Raw genomic sequence first — 16385 nt, 5'->3', positions numbered from 1 at the left:
ATGATTTTTCTTTCCATGCAGCCCGATCCTAAATTTTTGGCGCGGGGGTCGGCCCAAATCGCCTACATGCGCTCACGCGCAGCCATGCGCTGTCTCGTGGTCAAAGCTTTCCGACTATTTCGCTTCATAGGTTTTCGCAAGAAATCCGCGACGCTCTGATTTCGGAGTTTTTCAACACAATCAGCCACGACCGGTTTTTCCTGGACCGCATCTGCACCCACATCCTCGCGTTCGAGGGCGATGCGCATGTGGAGTGGTTCGAGGGGAACTTTGAGGATTATGAGGAAGACAAGAAGCGGCGTTTGGGGGAAGATGCGATGGAACCGAAGCGGATACGGTTTAAGAAGTTCGTGCGGTAGGGCGCATTTCTTGAAACTCCCGTTTGGGTTCAACGCGTGCGCGAAAGCGGTTTTGCACCGCAAAACTGCGTGCGCACTCGGTGCAGGTTGTGTGCTACGATCGATTTACGAAACGGATTCGGTTTAAGAAATTTGTTACATAGATTCTTCGGAAATCGGCGAACACATCAAAAGGTAAAAATTGATCGATGCATCTGAATATCAAACTCCCCAGACAACTGACATCTTTATCAAGCGTTTTTCGCACTGGAATCAATGAGCATGATTTTCGGGAAGTCGAGCAAGTTAATGTCGATTCTAGCGAATGTCGATTTGCCGAACCATTTCCACTAATGTATTTTGGCTTTAGGATAAACGAATTGAGATTGTAGCATCCGTCAATTGACTGGAGACATCATGGCGGCCTTACTGCATTCAACGGTTACGCGAACCACATTGGCTTCTTCGACTATACCGGGCTACCAAACCCGTTTGCAAAGGAAGTAGGTGAAGCCGTTGGATCAAGTAGATCCTCACCTATAGAAGTCTGGTCGATCCCTGAACTCATTTCAGAAGCTGCTGGAAAGCCAGTGGGGGAACTGCTGAACGAACGAGCAATTAATCTTGCTCGAATTCTTTTGCAAGACGATCACGGTGAAACATTTGATACAGTTCAATATGCCATTCGAGAAATAGTAAGAAACGCGGCAGAACATAGTGACGGCAATCAAATTGCTTTTTTAGCGCAATACTGGCCCGCGTCAAACTCTGCTGAAATTTCCGTGTTTGACGATGGTGTAGGCATAGCCGCAAACATCTATGATAATGAGTTTGTTGATGTTGCAAATAATCTTGCCGCAATCAAAGCCGCCCTACTTCCCGGAATTACGGGCGTCTCACGAAGCGATCGCATTGCACAAGACAGTGAATGGCATAATTCTGGATTCGGACTTTATGTAGTTAGCAGGTTAGCTGGGCGTTTCGGAAAGTTCTGCGTGGTTTCAACAAGTGACTATTTGGAGCTAAATCATCGCAACCAGTATACAAAACCATACTCATTAAAAGGTACTGGGGTTGCGATCAAGTTGGATTTGTCCCAGATGAAGGACTCCCAGTCTTTCATTCGCAGGACTATTGAACAGGGTGAGAAAATGCAGTCAGAAATTCTCAAAGATTTCCCAATCAAAGCGTCAGTAGCTTCCAAGATGCTTCTTTCCGATTTTAGGCGAAAAATCTAGCATACATGTTTTAGACTCGAATTTATTCGAGCTTCAATGCGCCGTCACGACTATTGTAGACTTAGATTTTGCCCGGCACAAACCGAGACACTACTAGGGCGCCACCTTTTCGACACTGAAACCGCCCACAGGACGGTTTTCAGGTCGGGCCTGAGCCCCTCACATCCCCACAAACCCACCCTCATCCCCGTCCTCCGTCGCCTTCAACAACTTCGCGATCCGCAGCTGCGCATAGGTCGCCAGGACATCGTTCACCAACGCCTGATACCCCTGCCCATAGCCGCGGTAGAATTTCGCGACCGACGGTTCCAGCAGCAGCGTCACCCGCACCTTCTTGGGTTTCGCCGGGTGCGCGTCCGGCAGTTCAGTCCAGGCCTTCGGGACGTGCAGCATCTCCAGCTCGCGCGCATTGATCTCGGCGTGCAGCGAATTCAGACGGCGCATGCCGGCGGCGATGGCGATGCGGGTGCTGCGGCCGATTTTCCCGTTCTTTGCGGGCGGTGGTTCAAACAGATGTTCGATGCTCATGGGGGCCTCCTGACTATGCGGCGACACGTCTGAGGGGCAGCCGTTAACGCCGCCGCAACCCATCGCACGGCGCCTCATACGTCGGTCATATGCCGCTCATATGCGCCTCACACCCCCGAATTCCCTTGCAATTTTCCCACACAGGTCCCATATGCACCCCGCGACGTTACCGACCATCGACCCCTGTTTCCTACCAAGGCTTCAGCTTCGATCATGCGCTGACTAGCCAGGCCGCCACACAATGTGGGCGGTAAAAGTAAAAGGAAACAACACGATGGCCAATGGCACCGTGAAATGGTTCAACCCCACCAAAGGCTTCGGCTTTATCGCTCCTGAGGGCGGAAGCCGCGACGTTTTTGTACACATCTCTGCGCTTGAGCGTGCTGGCATCAACCAGCTTGACGACGGCCAGAAAGTGACCTTCGACGTCGAAGCCGGCCGCGACGGTCGCGAAAGCGCGACCAACCTCGCACTGGCTGACTGAAGCCCGTCAAGGGATTGAAAACAAGGGCTTTCCCGCGAATTGCGGGACAGCCCCTCCGCCCTTGCAGGGCCGGGGTTTTGGCCCCAGACTGACCCCATGGACATGACCCTGATTGACTGGATCGGCGTTGCCGGATCGCTGATCATTGCGGGCGCTTACCTTGCTGTTTCGCAAGCCTGGGTCGATCCGCGCGCGCCGCGTTTCCATCTGCTTAACCTGATCGGTGCTCTGATGATCCTTGCGTCACTCTGGTATCGTCCCAACGCCGGGGCGATCCTGATCGAGGTTTTGTGGGTCACGATTGCCCTGATCGGGCTGATCAACTGGCTGCGCCGGGGTTAGCGGCCTGCCAGCCGTCATGAAATCGACACACTTCGGTCACAAATTTACCGAAAAACAACCACTGGTTGCGCAATGTGTATCAACACACAACACGACCAGAGGGACAAAATCATGTTGAAGACAATAGCTGTGGCGACGGCCTTGACGAGCTTTGCTTTTGCCGCGCAGGCCAAGCCGACGAATGTGAATACTCCGGCGGATACAATCCACCCGAATATTCACAGCAAGGTCGGAACCGGCGCGAATGCAAACCCCAACGGGGCCAACGCGAATGGCGGCAATATTCACGGCATTGCCAACAATCCGGGTCAGTCGGGTGCCGATCCATCCGATGGCGCACCGGGGTTTGCCGACCAGTTGGAAACCGTGCACGGCGGCATCGGTTCCAAAAACAAAAACGCGGATTGATCTACACGCGTAGGGCGGACAGTCTGCCCTACGCAGCCCCCCAATCAACATCACTGGCCGCCGCAACGCCGAGCGCTCCGTCAGGGTAAGGGACGCAAAGTGCCGCAGCGTCCGCTTGGGCTCCATTTAGCCAAACAGAATAATCTGCCGGGTGCCGCAGAACGCCCATCCGGTGATGGATATCGCGGACATCCGCCGAAGGTTCACATGTTACGGTCGCGACCTGGGCCACCTGGATGCCGCCCGGTCCGTTCCAGACATCCCAGACAGCCGCGAAAGCCAGCAGACCGCCGGATTTGGGTTTGATCCTCCAGGCCGTTTTGCGCCGCGCCTTGCCGGTCCATTCATACCAGCCATCGGCCGGAACAATGCAGCGGCGCAGCCCTTCAAACGCCGACTTGTCGAACAGCGTCTCACTGCGCGCGTTGATCAGTGTTTCCATCACTGGACGGCCCCGCGCATTGACCCGCCCTACCGGGATCAGCCCCCAGCGCATGCGAACCAGTGCGCCGTCATCGCGCAGCACCAGAACCTCTTGCCCTGGCGCGATATTGCGGCGCGGCGGCTCATCGGCGACCGCACCCACAGGGGTGCCAAGCGCGGCTGCAACTTCGGCCACCGGAGTCTCCAAAAACAGCCGTCCCGGCATCGCGTCCTCCCGTCCTTTCGTGTCATTCCCGTTGACAGCCCGCTGGCCTTGTCGCATCCAACGGGCAACTCACCCTATCCTGTAAGAGGTTCCATGCGTATCGCAATGATTGGCACCGGCTATGTTGGCTTGGTTTCTGGTGTCTGTTTTTCGGATTTCGGGCACGAAGTGATCTGTGTCGACAAATCGGCTGAGAAGATCAAGCTTCTGAACGACGGGCAGGTTCCGATCTATGAACCCGGTCTTGATGATCTGATGACCAAGAACGTGGCCGCCGGGCGGTTGTCGTTCACCACAGATCTGGCTCAGGCCGTGGATGGGGCGGACGCGGTGTTTATCGCCGTCGGCACCCCGGCGCGGCGCGGCGACGGTCATGCCGACCTGACGTTCGTCTTCGCCGCAGCAGAAGAAATTGCCGCAGCGCTGACCGGATACGCCGTTGTCGTCACGAAATCGACGGTGCCGGTCGGCACCAATCGGCAGGTCAAGCAGGTGATCCGCAAGGCGGCACCTGATGCGGATTTCGATGTCGCCTCGAACCCGGAGTTCCTGCGCGAAGGGGCGGCGATCGACGATTTCATGCGCCCGGACCGCGTCGTCGTCGGCGTACAAAGCGAACGCGCGGGCGAGGTGATGGCCGAGGTGTACCGCCCGCTATTCCTGCGCGATTTCCCGGTGGTCACGACAGATCTGGAATCCGCCGAAATGGTGAAATACGCCGCCAACGCGTTTCTGGCGACCAAAATCACCTTCATCAACGAGATTGCTCAGCTGTGCGAAAAGACCGGTGCGGACATCAAGTCGGTCGCCAACGGTGTCGGGCTGGATGGGCGGATCGGCAACAAATTCCTGCACGCCGGGCCGGGGTATGGCGGCTCGTGTTTTCCAAAGGACACGCGCGCACTGGCCCGGATCGGGCAGGAGCATGCTGTGCCGATGCGGATCACCGAAACGGTGATTGAGGTTAACGACGCCATCATCCGGCGCATGTCGGGCAAGATCATGGACCTGTGCGGAGGCTCGGTCACCGGCAAGACAATCGCGGTGTTGGGTGTGACATTCAAACCGAACACAGACGATATGCGCGAAGCCCCCTCGCTGACCATCGTTCCGGCGTTGGTCGGGGCGGGCGCCAAGGTGCGCGTGGTCGACCCGCAGGGCCGGCGCGAGGGCGAGGCGATGCTGGCTGGCGTCAACTGGATCGATGATGCCTACAAGGCAGCCCGGAACGCCGATACCGTGGTGATCCTGACGGAATGGAATGAGTTCCGCGCGCTGGATCTGAAGCGTCTTGCCCGGCGAATGGAAACGCCACGAATGGCGGATCTGAGGAACGTCTATTCCCCCAAAGAGGCAAAGAAAGCCGGATTTGTCGGCTATGTCGGGATCGGTCGTGCGGATTTGGTGATCGAAGACCCCTCGTAGGGCAGGCAATTGTTATCGGGCGACCTAAAGCGTTTCGGCTTGAACCTGAATCGCGAGGGATTCCCTTGAGACCTGATCTGTGATTCATCCTGTTTGGGAGGATGGATCATGTCAGCACCTTTGCCATCTGCGCTTCGGATACGGTTTCAGAGATACATTGAAGAAGGGTTGAGCGGGCGCGCGGCGGCGTTGCGGTTGAAGCTGTCGCCTGCCACAGGCGCGCGGTGGGCGCGTCAGGTGAGGATGAAGGGTCATGCGGAACCTGCCCGGCAGGGACCGCCGCGCGGCAAGGGAAAGCTGGCTCCGCATCGGGAATTCTTTGAGGAGTTGATCGCACAAGACCCTGACATCACGCTCTTTGAGTTGCGTAATGCGCTGGCCGATGCAGAGGGTGTGCGGGTGCATCACTCCTCCATCGCCAACCTTCTGTCCCGGCTCGGCTTCACGTACAAAAAAAGTCGCTGGTCGCAACCGAGCGCCGCCGCGCCAAGGTAAGGCAGCAACGGGCCGACTGGTTCAGATACCGCTCGCCAGCCATTGCGACCTTTCCTGAGCGCGTTGTCTTTATTGACGAAACCGCAGTGAAGACAAACCTCACGCGCCTACGCGGCAGAGCCAAGCGCGGTAAGCGCCTGACGATGGATGCGCTCTTCGGAAGCTGGGGAACCCAAACCTTGATCGCGGGCCTGACCCAAGGCGCGCTGATCGCACCTTGGGTCATCAAGGGAGCGATAGATGGCCCCGCCTTCGCGGCCTACATCCGCGAAGTGCTGGTCCCCGAGATCAACCCCGGCACTGTCGTCATTCTCGACAACCTGGCAACCCACCGGAATAAGGAGGCGACGCAGGCTTTACGCAATCACGGCTGCTGGTTCCTTTACCTGCCACCGTACTCGCCCGACCTGAATCCCATCGAGCAGGCCTTCTCTAAACTGAAAGCCCATTTGCGACGGATCGGGGCCAGGTCCTTTACCCAGGTCTTCGAAGCAATCGGAGCAATCTGCGATCTCTACGACCCAGTAGAATGCTGGAACTACTTTAAGGCCGCCGGATATGTCTCAGGTTAATGTCGAAACGCTTTAAAGGCCAAGGTTAGAAATGATCTATTTGATCTGCAACGAGGCCCGAAGACGAACCCCAAAAGCAGGGCGCGCGCCGGACCGGCGGGCTGGCGTAGCAACAGTGCGTGGGCACGATTTATGGCGCTGGGTTAGCCGTCAAATCTGACCGGAGTGCCCACCTCAAACCGACGCCAGACCGGTGGAGCCGGTCCGGCGTGCGCCCTGCGCCTTTGGCGCGCACCGGGCGCAGGCAAATCCCATAGCGATTCAATTGATCTGAATTGCGCTACAGAATTTCGCGACGGTCTTGGCGGGCACTTTTATGGCTCACAGATCCCGTCAGTCTGAAACAGGTGGCTGCCCTCACAATGTCGACAACGGCCCAGACCGAACGTAATTCTCAGCCGTTGCGCCGCAACCGCCTTATCGGCTGTTCCGCGTCACCCAGCGCCACGAGCTTTCGCACATTTCATCCACTGTTCTTCGGGTCCGAAAGCCCAAAACCTTGCTGGCAAGCGTCGGATCGGCAACCAGCATGTCCGCATCTCCGGCACGGCGCGGCGCCTGTTTCCACGCCAATTCACGCCCGCAGGCGCGGCTGTAGCTGGCGAGCATCTCCATGACCGAAACACCCGTGCCCGTGCCGACATTGACGGTATGGCCTTCGGCTCTGCGCAACAGGGCCGCCAGTGAGGCGACATGCGCCTCGGCCAGGTCCATGACGTGAATATAGTCGCGCACGCCTGTGCCGTCCGGGGTATTGAAATCATTGCCAAAAACACTGAGGTGCGGCAACTCTCCCGAAGCGACCTTTGCCATATAGGGCATCAAGTTGTTGGGGATGCCCTCCGGTTCTTCACCGATCAGTCCAGACTCATGTGCGCCAGCCGGGTTGAAATACCGCAGGATGCCGAAAACCCAGCCTGGATCGGCGGCGGCCATCGCCTGGAGCAGGTATTCCGACGTCAGTTTGGTCAGCCCATAAGGATTTGTGTGGCGCAATTCGGCCGTTTCCGGGATCGGCACGACCTCAGGCGCGCCATAAACAGTGGCGGTCGAGGAAAACACCAGATGGCGGGTTCCGGCCCCCTCCATCGCGCGCAACAGGGCGGTCAACCCGCCGCAATTCGTCTCAAAATAATCCAGTGGTCGGGACACGGATTCGCCGACTGCCTTGCGCGCCGCAAAGTGAATCACCGCGCTGATATCGTGGCGCGCGAAAACATCATCCAGAAACACGCGATCCAGCACGTCACCGCGTTCAAGGGGCACAGCCCCGCCCAATATCATCTCCACCCGGTCCAGCACGCCCGGCTTCGCATTGGAAAAATTGTCGAGGATGACCGGCGTGTACACCGCCTCGGCCAGGGCCACGGCGGTGTGCGATCCGATGTATCCGGCACCGCCCGTCAGAAGAATTTTGCTACCGCTCACTGCAACCCCCAAGTGACTGAACGCCTGCTATCATGCCGAGGCACGGTGCGAAATGCCTGGGCGCTCTAAGTACCTCGTCCGGCGCGGGTTTCGCGAGGGTCGACCCCGTGGCGATACCAAAGATCGGCAGCGCGCAGGAAATGCGGGCGCGGTGTCGGGTGCAGCCAACTGCGCCTTAGCCGGGTCGCGCGATAGGCCGTCGCCCCGCCCGGATCGCCCAGCGCGCCCAGCGCCGCTTTGGCCCCCAGATAGGGCGCCATGACAGTGCCGGATCCTGAAAACCCCATGGCCCAATGCAGCGCGCCGTCGCTGCCGACATTGGGCATATGACCAAAGCTGTAGCCGGTATTCCCCGACCAGACGTGGCTGAGGCGCGCCTCGGACAACTCGGGCCAGATTTCCAGCATCGTCGCGCGCAGGCGTCGCGCGGCAAGGTCCGGCGCAATCGGGCGCATCGCGGCCCGCCCGCCAAACAGGATACGGGCGCCATCGGGCGACAGGCGGAAATAAGAGTGTCTGGCGCGGGTTTCCACCATCATCCGACGCCCTGGTGCGACCCGCTCGATCAGGTCCGTCGGCAGCGGTTCGGTGGCGATCAGGAAACTCGGCAACGGGAAGACCCGTGCGCGGTGCCAGTGGAATGCGCCGCTGGTATAGCCGCCCGTGGCAAGCAGCGCCTGATCGGCGCGGATCGGTCCCCGGGCCGTCATCGCCCGCAAACCGCTGTGCGTGCGTTCCAGCGACGTAACGGCGCAATTGACGACGACAGGAATGCCGCGTCGCTGCACACAGCGGCCATCAGCCCATCGTGGAACTGCCGCGGATTGATCGCGCAATGCTGCGGAAACAGGATGCCACCGAAATATTGTGCGGTCCGAATGTGATCCGCCAGTCCATCACGCCCGATCACCTGAATCGCAACATCGCTTTTGGCCTGCACCACTTTGGCCATGCGCTGTTGCGCGTCAAAATGCGCAGGGGTCCAGGCAAGCTGTATGCGGCCGGTTTGTTGCAGGGAACAATCGATACCCTCCTGCGTGATCAGCGTTTTGACCCAGTCCATCGCCGGACCCGCCTCGGCGAACAGATCGTCTGCGACGTCTGATCCATAGGTCCGCGCCAGCGCATCCCAGCCCAGACGCGGGTGCGCGCCGAACATGCCGCCATTGCGGGTGGACGCGCCCTGACCCGGCGTTCCGGCATCGACCACAACGACCGATGCCCCGGCATCGTGCGCTGCAATCGCGCCGGACAGGCCGGTGTATCCGGCCCCGATAATCAGCAGATCGGCACGCTCCGGCAGAGGGTGCGGCGCTTCGTCAGCGGCGCCTGCCCCGTCCCACCAATAGGGTTGGCCCGGTCGCGCGCCCTTGGCCCAGCGCAGCGGTGGCATGGTCACCTCAGCCCCCACTGGGCAGCGGAGCTTCGCGGCCCAGCGCCACCAGCCGCGCATTCAAAACGGCACGTTCCGGCGCATCGGTTTGCAGGGCAAAAACATAGGCGTGGGTAAGGTAGAAACATGCAGCCTCGGTCTCTCCGCCCGCCTGCGCCATATCCGCAGCCTCGGTATACAGTGCCACAAGGGCCGTGTGATCCCCGGCAGCATGCGCGCCCAAAAGCCGGGCGTCCAGATCATCGCGCCGGGACGTGATCAGCCCCGAGCCTCGGCCAGTTTCGCCGCGATCCAATGATGAAACAGATGCGTCGGCCCGTCCATCGCCGGTGAGAATTTGCCACCGTCGAACATCACCCCGTGGCGGCCTTTTTGCATGCCTTCGACGACGAAAATATCCTCCTCGAAAATCTCGCGCCATTGCTGGGCGTTCTTGTCGCGCAGGGCCTCCAGCTCGGGCGTATCTTCGGGCGGGGCGGCATAGTAAATCTCGACATGCTCAACAGTTTCGCTGGTGTTGATCGGTTCCAGCAGGATGGCGAACGCGTGGTCACGCTGCACTCCGAACAGGACATTTGGAAACAGCGAAACCCACTCTCCAGCCTGATCCCACTTGCTGCCCAACTCTGGGAAGTCAGGAAAAACTTCACCATTCTCGCCTTTGATCTGAGTATAAACGTGCGATCCCTGACCCGAATATTCGCCCGGAACTTCGATGTGATAGTGATCTTCCAGCCGCGAATAGACGTTTAAGCCGGGATGAACCCACGGCAGGTGATAGCTTTCGCAGTAATTCTCGACCGCGAGCTTCCAGTTTGATTTCACCGTCAGCTCAAAGGACGAATCTGGTCCGCCGTGGTACAATGGTTTGTCGAATTCGGCCCAGCGCGCGATAAGATCAGCGTGCACTTCTGCAAACTCCGGCGCGTCGCCCGAGATGTTTACGAAGACGACGTCGCGCCAAACATAGCTGCGGATGCGGATCAGGCCCAACTCGTCGCGCTTGATGTCATCGTGAATGTTGTTGCCCGGCCCGCCCACATGGGGCGTGGCCCGCAGATCGCCATTCAGCGCGTAGCACCAGCTGTGATAGGGGCAGCGGATTGCGCCTTCGATCTTCTTCGCCTCTTCTATCAGGATCATGCCGCGATGGCGGCAGGTGTTCTGAAACACCCCCAACGCGCCCGTTTTGTCGCGGATCATCACCAGCGGCATTCCAAGAAAATTGATCGGTTTTGCATCGCCCGGTTCCGGGACGTCCTTGGCGAACCCGATACCCGACCAGCTTTTGAACAGCACCGCATCGCGTTCTTCGGCGAAGATTTCGTCCGAAACATAATGCGCATTGGGCAGGCCGCGTGCCGTGGCGACCGGGGCCATGACGGCATCTAGATCACTGTGGGCACCCATGACGAAACCTCCCCCTTGTCACCGCAGTCTGTGGCAGAACCGAGGCGTTGCGCAAGAACGCGCAGGGACATCGAAGGGGTCAAAAACGACACCAGCCGGTGGACCTGACCTGCGCAGGATCTGAAACCGGCATCGCCCGCCACTGCACGCGGGGCGGCACGCCGGGGCTGGCGGCCAGGCCGCGCCTATCCGCGCCCGATATAGGGCATCTTGGTCGCCATCACGGTCATGAACTGCACATTGGCCGACAACGGCAGGCTGGACATATGCAGCACCGAGGATGCGGCGTCCGCGACATCCATCGTCTCAACACCGAGCCCGGCGGCCTGTTCACGATCCTTGAGCGAGGACACCATGGGCGTTTCCGCATTGCCGATATCCACTTGCCCGCAAGCGATATCGAACGGACGGCCATCGAGGCTGAGTTGCCGGGTCATTCCGGTGATCGCGTGTTTGGTCGTCGTGTAACACAGCGCCCCTTCGCGCGGCATATGGGCCGAGATTGATCCGTTGTTGATGATCCGCCCGCCTTGCGGCTTTTGCGCGCGCATCTGTGCGAAACCCGCCCGCGCGGTGTGGAACATGCCCGTCAGGTTCACCCCCAGCGCGGCGTGCCAGTCTTCCAACGCGATTTCGTCGATGGTGCCGGGCGGCGTGAATATCCCGGCGTTGTTAAAGACGACATCCAGACGACCCCAGGCCTCGGCAATCCGGGTCACCGCGCCTTCAACCGCGCCCAGATCGGTCACGTCGCCGGGCAGCACCAGCGCCTCGCCCGATTTGGCGACCTCCTCCAGCTTGTCTGCACTGCGCGCAAACAACCCGACACGCCAGCCTTTGGCCATCGCCTGAAGCGCAACCTCGCGCCCGATGCCCGAGCTTGCGCCAGTGATCAGCATCGTCATTGTCATGCGTCTTCTCCGGTAAGTTCCAGTGGCGCGGGCGGCGGCGCCAGATCGTCAACCATTAGCGCGGTTTCGGGCCGGGCCAGCCGGTTGCGCACCACCCACAACAGCCGGTTTTCCGCCCGTGTGATCGCCACATAGGCCAGGCGTTTCCACAGCGCGATACCCGCCTCGACCCGCCCCGCACGGCTGGCGGCCCAAAGGTCAGGCGCGAAGACCTGCACCGTATCCCATTGCGATCCCTGTGCCTTGTGAATCGTCACCGCCGCGCCATGCAGGAAGGCCGCACCCATGCGGGCGGCGTAGGGGATAAAGGGTTCCTCTTCGCCCGGTGCCTCGATCTTGATGATCGACGCGGCCGAGACTTGCGGCTCTTCCGCGCCAAAAACATGCAGGCGCGAAAATCCGGGCTTGCGACCCGGCCCGAGGTAGACTGCCTGGGTGCCTTTGATCAGGCCGCGTGCCTCAAGATCAATGCGCTTCTTTCGGTGCTTCAGGGGCAATTCGATTCCGTCGCAGATCAGCGGTTCACCGGGTAGAAGGGCGTCAATCGGGGCTCCGTAAGCTGCGCGGAACGCCTGGATCAGCCGCACCCGCGTGGCGTTGCGCCAGACCAGCACTGGGGACCGCGCCATCAATGCCGCCTCCACCCGGCCCGCGACGACCACGCGATCATCGGTTTCGGCGGCCTTGCGGATCATGTCTTCAAAGCCTTCAAACGTCAGATCATCGTCGCCCAGCGCATGCGCCAGATCCAGAATCGGATTGCCCTTGTCCTGCCGGTGAACCCGGCTGAGCACCAGTTTGCGCGGCTCGGGCAGACCATCGAAGATCATCGCGCCGGACTGGTTTACCGGGGCCAGCTGAGCGGGATCGCCAAACAGGACGAGGGTCGGAAAAATCTCTTTCAAATCCTCAAACTGCTTGTCGTCCAGCATCGAACTTTCGTCGACAAAGCCGATATCCAACGGATCGTCGCGCCGTTTCCAGCCCTGAATGAAATCGGATCCGCGCAGGCCTGCGGCGGCCAAAGCTCCGGGGATGGACCGGTGCTGACGATAGAATTCCTGCGCGCGCTCCAGCGCGGCATCGGTCAGGCCTTCAACCTCTGGTCGTTCCGCGCCTTGGGTTCCGACCAGCCATTCGGCGATGCGTTCGTATTCGGGGTCGTAAACCGGGGTATAAATAATGCGGTGGATCGTGGTTGCGGGCACCCCGTGGGCGCGCAGCACGCTGGCGGCCTTGTTCGTGGGCGCAAGGATCGCAAGCGTCCGCTTGGTCTTGCTGCGCCGACCTTCGTAATCGCCCGATATCGTTTCGACCCCGGCGTCATCCAGCGCTTCGGCCAGCTTGGCCAGCAGCATGGTTTTGCCCGATCCGGCCTTGCCGACAACGGCCAGAACCTGCGTCTTCTGATCCTCGATCGGTGGCTTGGTCAGGCTTTCTTCGACGTCCACGCCAGCGCCACGCAGCAGTTCGGATATCGCGTCAAAGGCCTCGGCCTGATCGTCAGAGAATTGATGTATCGGCAGGGCCATGGGCGCAGCTTATCCGTGCGTGCTTCAACCCGCCAGCCGCGTTACTTGTCAGTACCGATTTTCTGCAATTCCTTCGCAGCCGTTGGCGACCCAAGTTCTTTCAAGGCCACTTCGCGGCATTTGCTGAGTTGCTCTGCAAGTTGAAGCAAGCCGTTCTGCGCCGAAAATTTCTCAAGATCGGCCAGGACTTCCAGAATCCAAAAATGTGTCATGAATAATCCGCATCACACATGTGCGGCCCCGCTAAATCGATTTCCCCCAATTGGTGTATTATTGCGGACCAGATGCAGCGAAGCAAACACTCATCGTCAGCATTTCATAATTAACGTAGGGTAAACCCGAGATTATCCGCCAGTTATCTGAACAATCAGCCAATTTGCCCCGCTTCGATCACATCCTCAATCGTTCTGAGGCCGGTAAGCGGTGATTGGACCAGCACGGCCATATTGCCCGGCAGATGCTGGTTCTTGCGCATCTTGATGTGCGCCGCTGGAACATCGGCCCATGCAAAAACCTCGGACATGCAGGGATCGAGGCGGCGTTCGACCATCAGCTTATTGGCCGCGCTGGCCTGTTTGAGGTTGGCGAAATGGCTGCCCTGAACGCGCTTCTGGTGCATCCACAGATAGCGCGCGTCCAGCGTCAGATTATAGCCTGTCGTCCCGGCACAGATCACCACCATGCCGCCCTTTTTGACCACAAGGGTCGACACCGGGAACGTCGCTTCTCCGGGGTGTTCGAAAACCATGTCAACGCTGATGCCTTTGCCGGTGATTTCCCAGATGGCTTTGCCGAAGCGGCGCGCCTCTTTCAGCCAGCTGCTGTATTCGGGGCTGTTCACAACGGGCATCTGGCCCCAGCAGGAAAAATCCTTGCGGTTGATGACGCCCTTGGCGCCCAGCCCCATGACGAAGTCGCGTTTGTCTTCGTCCGAGATTACGCCGATTGCGTTGCCGCCTGCCGCGTTGACCAGTTGGATTGCGAAGGATCCAAGGCCGCCGGATGCCCCCCAGACCAGTACGTTCTGGCCCGGTTTCAATTCATGCGGGTGGTGGCCAAACAGCATCCGGTAAGCTGTGGCGAGTGTCAGGGTATAGCAGGCCGATTCCTCCCACGTCAGGTGGCGCGGGCGCGGCATCAGTTGCTGGGCCTGAACGCGGGTGAATTGCGCGAAGGACCCGTCGGGGGTTTCGTACCCCCAGATCCGCTGACTGGGGCTGAACATCGGGTCGCCGCCGTTGCATTCTTCGTCATCGCCGTCGTCCTGGTTGCAGTGAATCACAACCTCGTCCCCGACTTTCCAGCGGCTGACCTTTTCGCCGACGGCCCAGACCACACCCGCCGCATCCGACCCGGCGATGTGATAGTCGGCCTTGTGCACATCAAACATACTGATCGGAATGCCCAGACCGGCCCAGATGCCGTTGTAATTGACACCTGCGGCCATCACCATCACCAGAACCTCGTGGCTGTCGATGGCGGGGGTGTCGACGACCTCCAGCTGCATTGCCTGATCAGGTTCGCCCTGCCGATCACGCCGAATCGCCCAGGCGTGCATCTGCGCCGGAACATGGCCCAGCGGCGGCAGTTCACCCATGTCATAAAGGTCTTTCTTTTCTGCAATGTTGGTGTCGAGTGCCATTGGAATCCTCGCGGTGCTGCAGCGCGGCGGTGCGCCGTGTTTACCGCGTGCTATCGCTCATCACGCAAGATTACAATCCGAAAATGCCAATTCTTGTAATTTTGTGTCTTCTTGAATTTCTGCATGTGCAGTATCGGCACGGCGATCTTGCCAGCGGCCTTCATGCCGTTCGTGCCAGTTTCGGGTCAGCTCAGGTGATGGGAAATGCTGGCAGCGTAGAAATCGAGCAACGGTGCCTCATCCGGAACCACCGTCAGCAGGCCCGCACCGGATTCACTAACGATTTTGCGCAGTGTCAAAACCTTCAGCCCGGCATCGACTGCCGCGCTGGCGTCCTTGCCTGGCAATTGCATATGCGCACCGGCAGTGCGCAGTCGCCCAAGCAATTCGTCAACCCGCGCGGTCAGTGCGGTTTTCGATATCGGCCCGGACTGCTGCAACAGCGCGCTCGCCACCAGCGGGACGGGCAGCACCGGCACAACCGAGCGGATGCGCCGAAACAGTTCGGCCGCGACAAAGCGTGTCGGGTCGCCGGTATGTTCATCTAGAACCCCCTTCAACGATAGCGGAGAACCAAAGCTGACGGCGGCAAAGCCAAAGCGGCGGGCCTTGCCGCGCATCCGACGCCAGGCCCAGCGGGCTGCGAAACGCAGCCCTGTCGGGATCGAGGCGCGGAACCTGCGGTCGCCCGAAGCTGCGGCTTCGGTCAGAATACGGTCTTCGATCACCCGGTCATAATTCAGGCCAACGGGCACGAACACGACGTCACGCGCATCGGGGTCGGATCCGGCAATCACATAGCTCAGCAGCCCCAGTTTCGGCGCTGCGACCTTGCCGTCCAGACTAAGGCTTCCTTCGGGAAAGACCGCCTGCGTCACGCCCGCCGCCGTCGCCAGCTGCACATAGCGCGCCAGAACCCTGCGATAGAGCGGGTTGCGGGATTTTCGCCGAATGAAGTAGGCGCCCATCGAGCGGATCAGGAAACTCAGCGGCCAGACCCGCGCCCATTCACCCACCGCGTAAGACAATGCTGAACGTTGCGCCGCCAGCCATGTGACCAGGACATAGTCCATGTTGGATCGGTGATTGATCACGAAGATGACGGTGGCGTTCGGATCAATCTCTTCCAGCGCATCGTCATAGGCCCCCAACCGGACCCGGAACAGGCGCGTTGACAGCCACCGTGCCAGCCGGATCGCGATGCCAAAATAGACACTGGCACTGAACGACGGCACGATTTCACGCGCATAGCGTTGCGCCTTTTCGAAGGCGACGTTTTCGGGGATACCTTCTTCGCGCGCGTGTTCTTCGACAGCCGCCATGACCTGAGCGTCATAGCTGAGGCGCTGGATCATATCGTGGCGGCGCGCCAGCTTGAACGGTTCAATCGGGCGTTGCAGGCGCTGGTTGACCAGCGCGACGACCCGTTCGGCCCGGCGGCGGAAAAACCAGCGGACAGATGGAAACAGCAGATGGGACGCTGCCGTCACGGCCGCAAAGCCGAGGATCAGAAGCAGCAGCCAAAGGGGCAGGACGACGGGTTGGGTCATGAAATCCGATCGGATTGGGCAGCCCCGATCCTTTAATACC

The 16385-nt window shown here is 59.7% G+C and carries 16 protein-coding genes and 3 pseudogenes; 7 read left to right on the top strand and 12 right to left on the bottom strand.

The features are described 5' to 3' along the window. Nucleotides 1–62: 62 nt before the first annotated feature. A complete protein-coding gene (locus tag GKR99_05155; GenBank protein ID NKB26963.1) occupies nt 63–248 on the bottom strand; it encodes a hypothetical protein in 186 nt (61 codons plus the stop codon). Here GKR99_05155 and GKR99_05150 point away from each other — a divergent pair. Together GKR99_05150 and GKR99_05145 are read left to right on the top strand one after the other, a co-directional pair. After that, nucleotides 180–359: pseudogene (locus GKR99_05150) on the top strand (energy-dependent translational throttle protein EttA). The gene GKR99_05155 and the pseudogene GKR99_05150 sit on opposite strands and share 69 nt — an antisense overlap. Before the next feature lie 380 nt (nt 360–739). Continuing rightward, a complete protein-coding gene (locus tag GKR99_05145; protein NKB26962.1) occupies nt 740–1576 on the top strand; it encodes a hypothetical protein in 837 nt (278 codons plus the stop codon). A gap of 159 nt (nt 1577–1735) precedes the next feature. Here GKR99_05145 and GKR99_05140 read toward each other — a convergent pair whose 3' ends face one another. Next, a complete protein-coding gene (locus GKR99_05140) occupies nt 1736–2182 on the bottom strand; it encodes a hypothetical protein (GenBank protein ID NKB26961.1) in 447 nt (148 codons plus the stop codon). 196 nt (nt 2183–2378) lie between these two features. Between GKR99_05140 and GKR99_05135 the strand changes: the two genes are divergently transcribed. The 3 genes from GKR99_05135 to GKR99_05125 all read left to right on the top strand — a co-directional run bounded on the left by GKR99_05135 (nt 2379) and on the right by GKR99_05125 (nt 3338). Further along, nucleotides 2379–2588: a cold-shock protein gene (locus GKR99_05135; protein ID NKB26960.1), complete on the top strand. Its 210-nt coding sequence runs from the start codon at nt 2379–2381 to the stop codon at nt 2586–2588. 96 nt (nt 2589–2684) lie between these two features. Beyond that, complete coding sequence (locus tag GKR99_05130) at nt 2685–2930, top strand: hypothetical protein (protein ID NKB26959.1); 246 nt, start codon at nt 2685–2687, stop codon at nt 2928–2930. A gap of 111 nt (nt 2931–3041) precedes the next feature. Next, a complete protein-coding gene (locus GKR99_05125) occupies nt 3042–3338 on the top strand; it encodes a hypothetical protein (GenBank protein NKB26958.1) in 297 nt (98 codons plus the stop codon). A 28-nt stretch (nt 3339–3366) separates the two neighbouring features. Here the strand turns inward: GKR99_05125 and GKR99_05120 are convergent, their stop codons facing one another. After that, entirely contained in the window at nt 3367–3987 is a 621-nt protein-coding gene (locus GKR99_05120; protein ID NKB26957.1) for an SOS response-associated peptidase, read from the bottom strand. Between the two features lie 93 nt (nt 3988–4080). Here GKR99_05120 and GKR99_05115 point away from each other — a divergent pair, with 93 nt between their 5' ends. Next, nucleotides 4081–5412, top strand: a complete 1332-nt coding sequence (locus tag GKR99_05115; GenBank protein ID NKB26956.1) for a nucleotide sugar dehydrogenase — start codon at nt 4081–4083, stop codon at nt 5410–5412. A 108-nt stretch (nt 5413–5520) separates the two neighbouring features. Then, nucleotides 5521–6479: pseudogene (locus tag GKR99_05110) on the top strand (IS630 family transposase). A gap of 417 nt (nt 6480–6896) precedes the next feature. On the opposite strand, the gene galE reads toward GKR99_05110, so the two are convergent. From galE to GKR99_05065, 9 genes and pseudogenes are all read right to left on the bottom strand, one after another. Further along, entirely contained in the window at nt 6897–7907 is a 1011-nt protein-coding gene (galE, locus tag GKR99_05105) for a UDP-glucose 4-epimerase GalE (protein ID NKB26955.1), read from the bottom strand. A gap of 65 nt (nt 7908–7972) precedes the next feature. Continuing rightward, nucleotides 7973–9300, bottom strand: a pseudogene (locus tag GKR99_05100) (FAD-dependent oxidoreductase). 7 nt (nt 9301–9307) lie between these two features. Beyond that, a complete protein-coding gene (locus tag GKR99_05095; GenBank protein NKB26954.1) occupies nt 9308–9538 on the bottom strand; it encodes a hypothetical protein in 231 nt (76 codons plus the stop codon). A 20-nt stretch (nt 9539–9558) separates the two neighbouring features. Beyond that, the gene (locus GKR99_05090) at nt 9559–10710 is read right to left on the bottom strand and encodes a Rieske 2Fe-2S domain-containing protein (protein NKB26953.1); all 1152 of its coding nucleotides are present in this window, start codon (nt 10708–10710) and stop codon (nt 9559–9561) included. Between the two features lie 185 nt (nt 10711–10895). Further along, entirely contained in the window at nt 10896–11621 is a 726-nt protein-coding gene (locus GKR99_05085; protein ID NKB26952.1) for an SDR family NAD(P)-dependent oxidoreductase, read from the bottom strand. Then, nucleotides 11618–13153 (bottom strand): AAA family ATPase, encoded by a 1536-nt coding sequence (locus tag GKR99_05080; GenBank protein ID NKB26951.1) that lies wholly within the window; start codon nt 13151–13153, stop codon nt 11618–11620. The genes GKR99_05085 and GKR99_05080 overlap by 4 nt, the downstream gene beginning before the upstream one ends. Nucleotides 13154–13194: 41 nt before the next feature. After that, entirely contained in the window at nt 13195–13365 is a 171-nt protein-coding gene (locus GKR99_05075) for a hypothetical protein (protein ID NKB26950.1), read from the bottom strand. A 155-nt stretch (nt 13366–13520) separates the two neighbouring features. Further along, nucleotides 13521–14795, bottom strand: coding sequence for a crotonyl-CoA carboxylase/reductase (ccrA, locus tag GKR99_05070; protein ID NKB26949.1), 1275 nt, complete (start codon nt 14793–14795; stop codon nt 13521–13523). A 185-nt stretch (nt 14796–14980) separates the two neighbouring features. Then, nucleotides 14981–16345, bottom strand: a complete 1365-nt coding sequence (locus GKR99_05065; protein NKB26948.1) for a glycerol-3-phosphate acyltransferase — start codon at nt 16343–16345, stop codon at nt 14981–14983. Between the last annotated feature and the right edge of the window lie 40 nt (nt 16346–16385).

Source organism: Paracoccaceae bacterium, from assembly GCA_012103375.1.
Taxonomy (GTDB): Bacteria; Pseudomonadota; Alphaproteobacteria; order Rhodobacterales; family Rhodobacteraceae; genus WLWX01.
This window is presented reverse-complemented; position numbering and strand designations above follow the sequence as displayed.

Bases quoted from the DNA above. Each gene is read 5' to 3' on its own strand.
- GKR99_05115 (NKB26956.1), top strand. From the start codon at position 4,081: ATGCGTATCGCAATGATTGGCACCGGCTATGTTGGCTTGGTTTCTGGT.
- GKR99_05125 (NKB26958.1), top strand. From the start codon at position 3,042: ATGTTGAAGACAATAGCTGTGGCGACGGCCTTGACGAGCTTTGCTTTT.
- GKR99_05135 (NKB26960.1), top strand. From the start codon at position 2,379: ATGGCCAATGGCACCGTGAAATGGTTCAACCCCACCAAAGGCTTCGGC.
- GKR99_05085 (NKB26952.1), bottom strand. From the start codon at position 11,621: ATGACAATGACGATGCTGATCACTGGCGCAAGCTCGGGCATCGGGCGC.
- GKR99_05065 (NKB26948.1), bottom strand. From the start codon at position 16,345: ATGACCCAACCCGTCGTCCTGCCCCTTTGGCTGCTGCTTCTGATCCTC.
- GKR99_05090 (NKB26953.1), bottom strand. From the start codon at position 10,710: ATGGGTGCCCACAGTGATCTAGATGCCGTCATGGCCCCGGTCGCCACG.
- GKR99_05130 (NKB26959.1), top strand. From the start codon at position 2,685: ATGGACATGACCCTGATTGACTGGATCGGCGTTGCCGGATCGCTGATC.
- GKR99_05140 (NKB26961.1), bottom strand. From the start codon at position 2,182: ATGAGGCGCCGTGCGATGGGTTGCGGCGGCGTTAACGGCTGCCCCTCA.
- ccrA (NKB26949.1), bottom strand. From the start codon at position 14,795: ATGGCACTCGACACCAACATTGCAGAAAAGAAAGACCTTTATGACATG.
- GKR99_05155 (NKB26963.1), bottom strand. From the start codon at position 248: ATGCGCATCGCCCTCGAACGCGAGGATGTGGGTGCAGATGCGGTCCAG.
- GKR99_05075 (NKB26950.1), bottom strand. From the start codon at position 13,365: ATGACACATTTTTGGATTCTGGAAGTCCTGGCCGATCTTGAGAAATTT.
- GKR99_05080 (NKB26951.1), bottom strand. From the start codon at position 13,153: ATGGCCCTGCCGATACATCAATTCTCTGACGATCAGGCCGAGGCCTTT.
- GKR99_05120 (NKB26957.1), bottom strand. From the start codon at position 3,987: ATGCCGGGACGGCTGTTTTTGGAGACTCCGGTGGCCGAAGTTGCAGCC.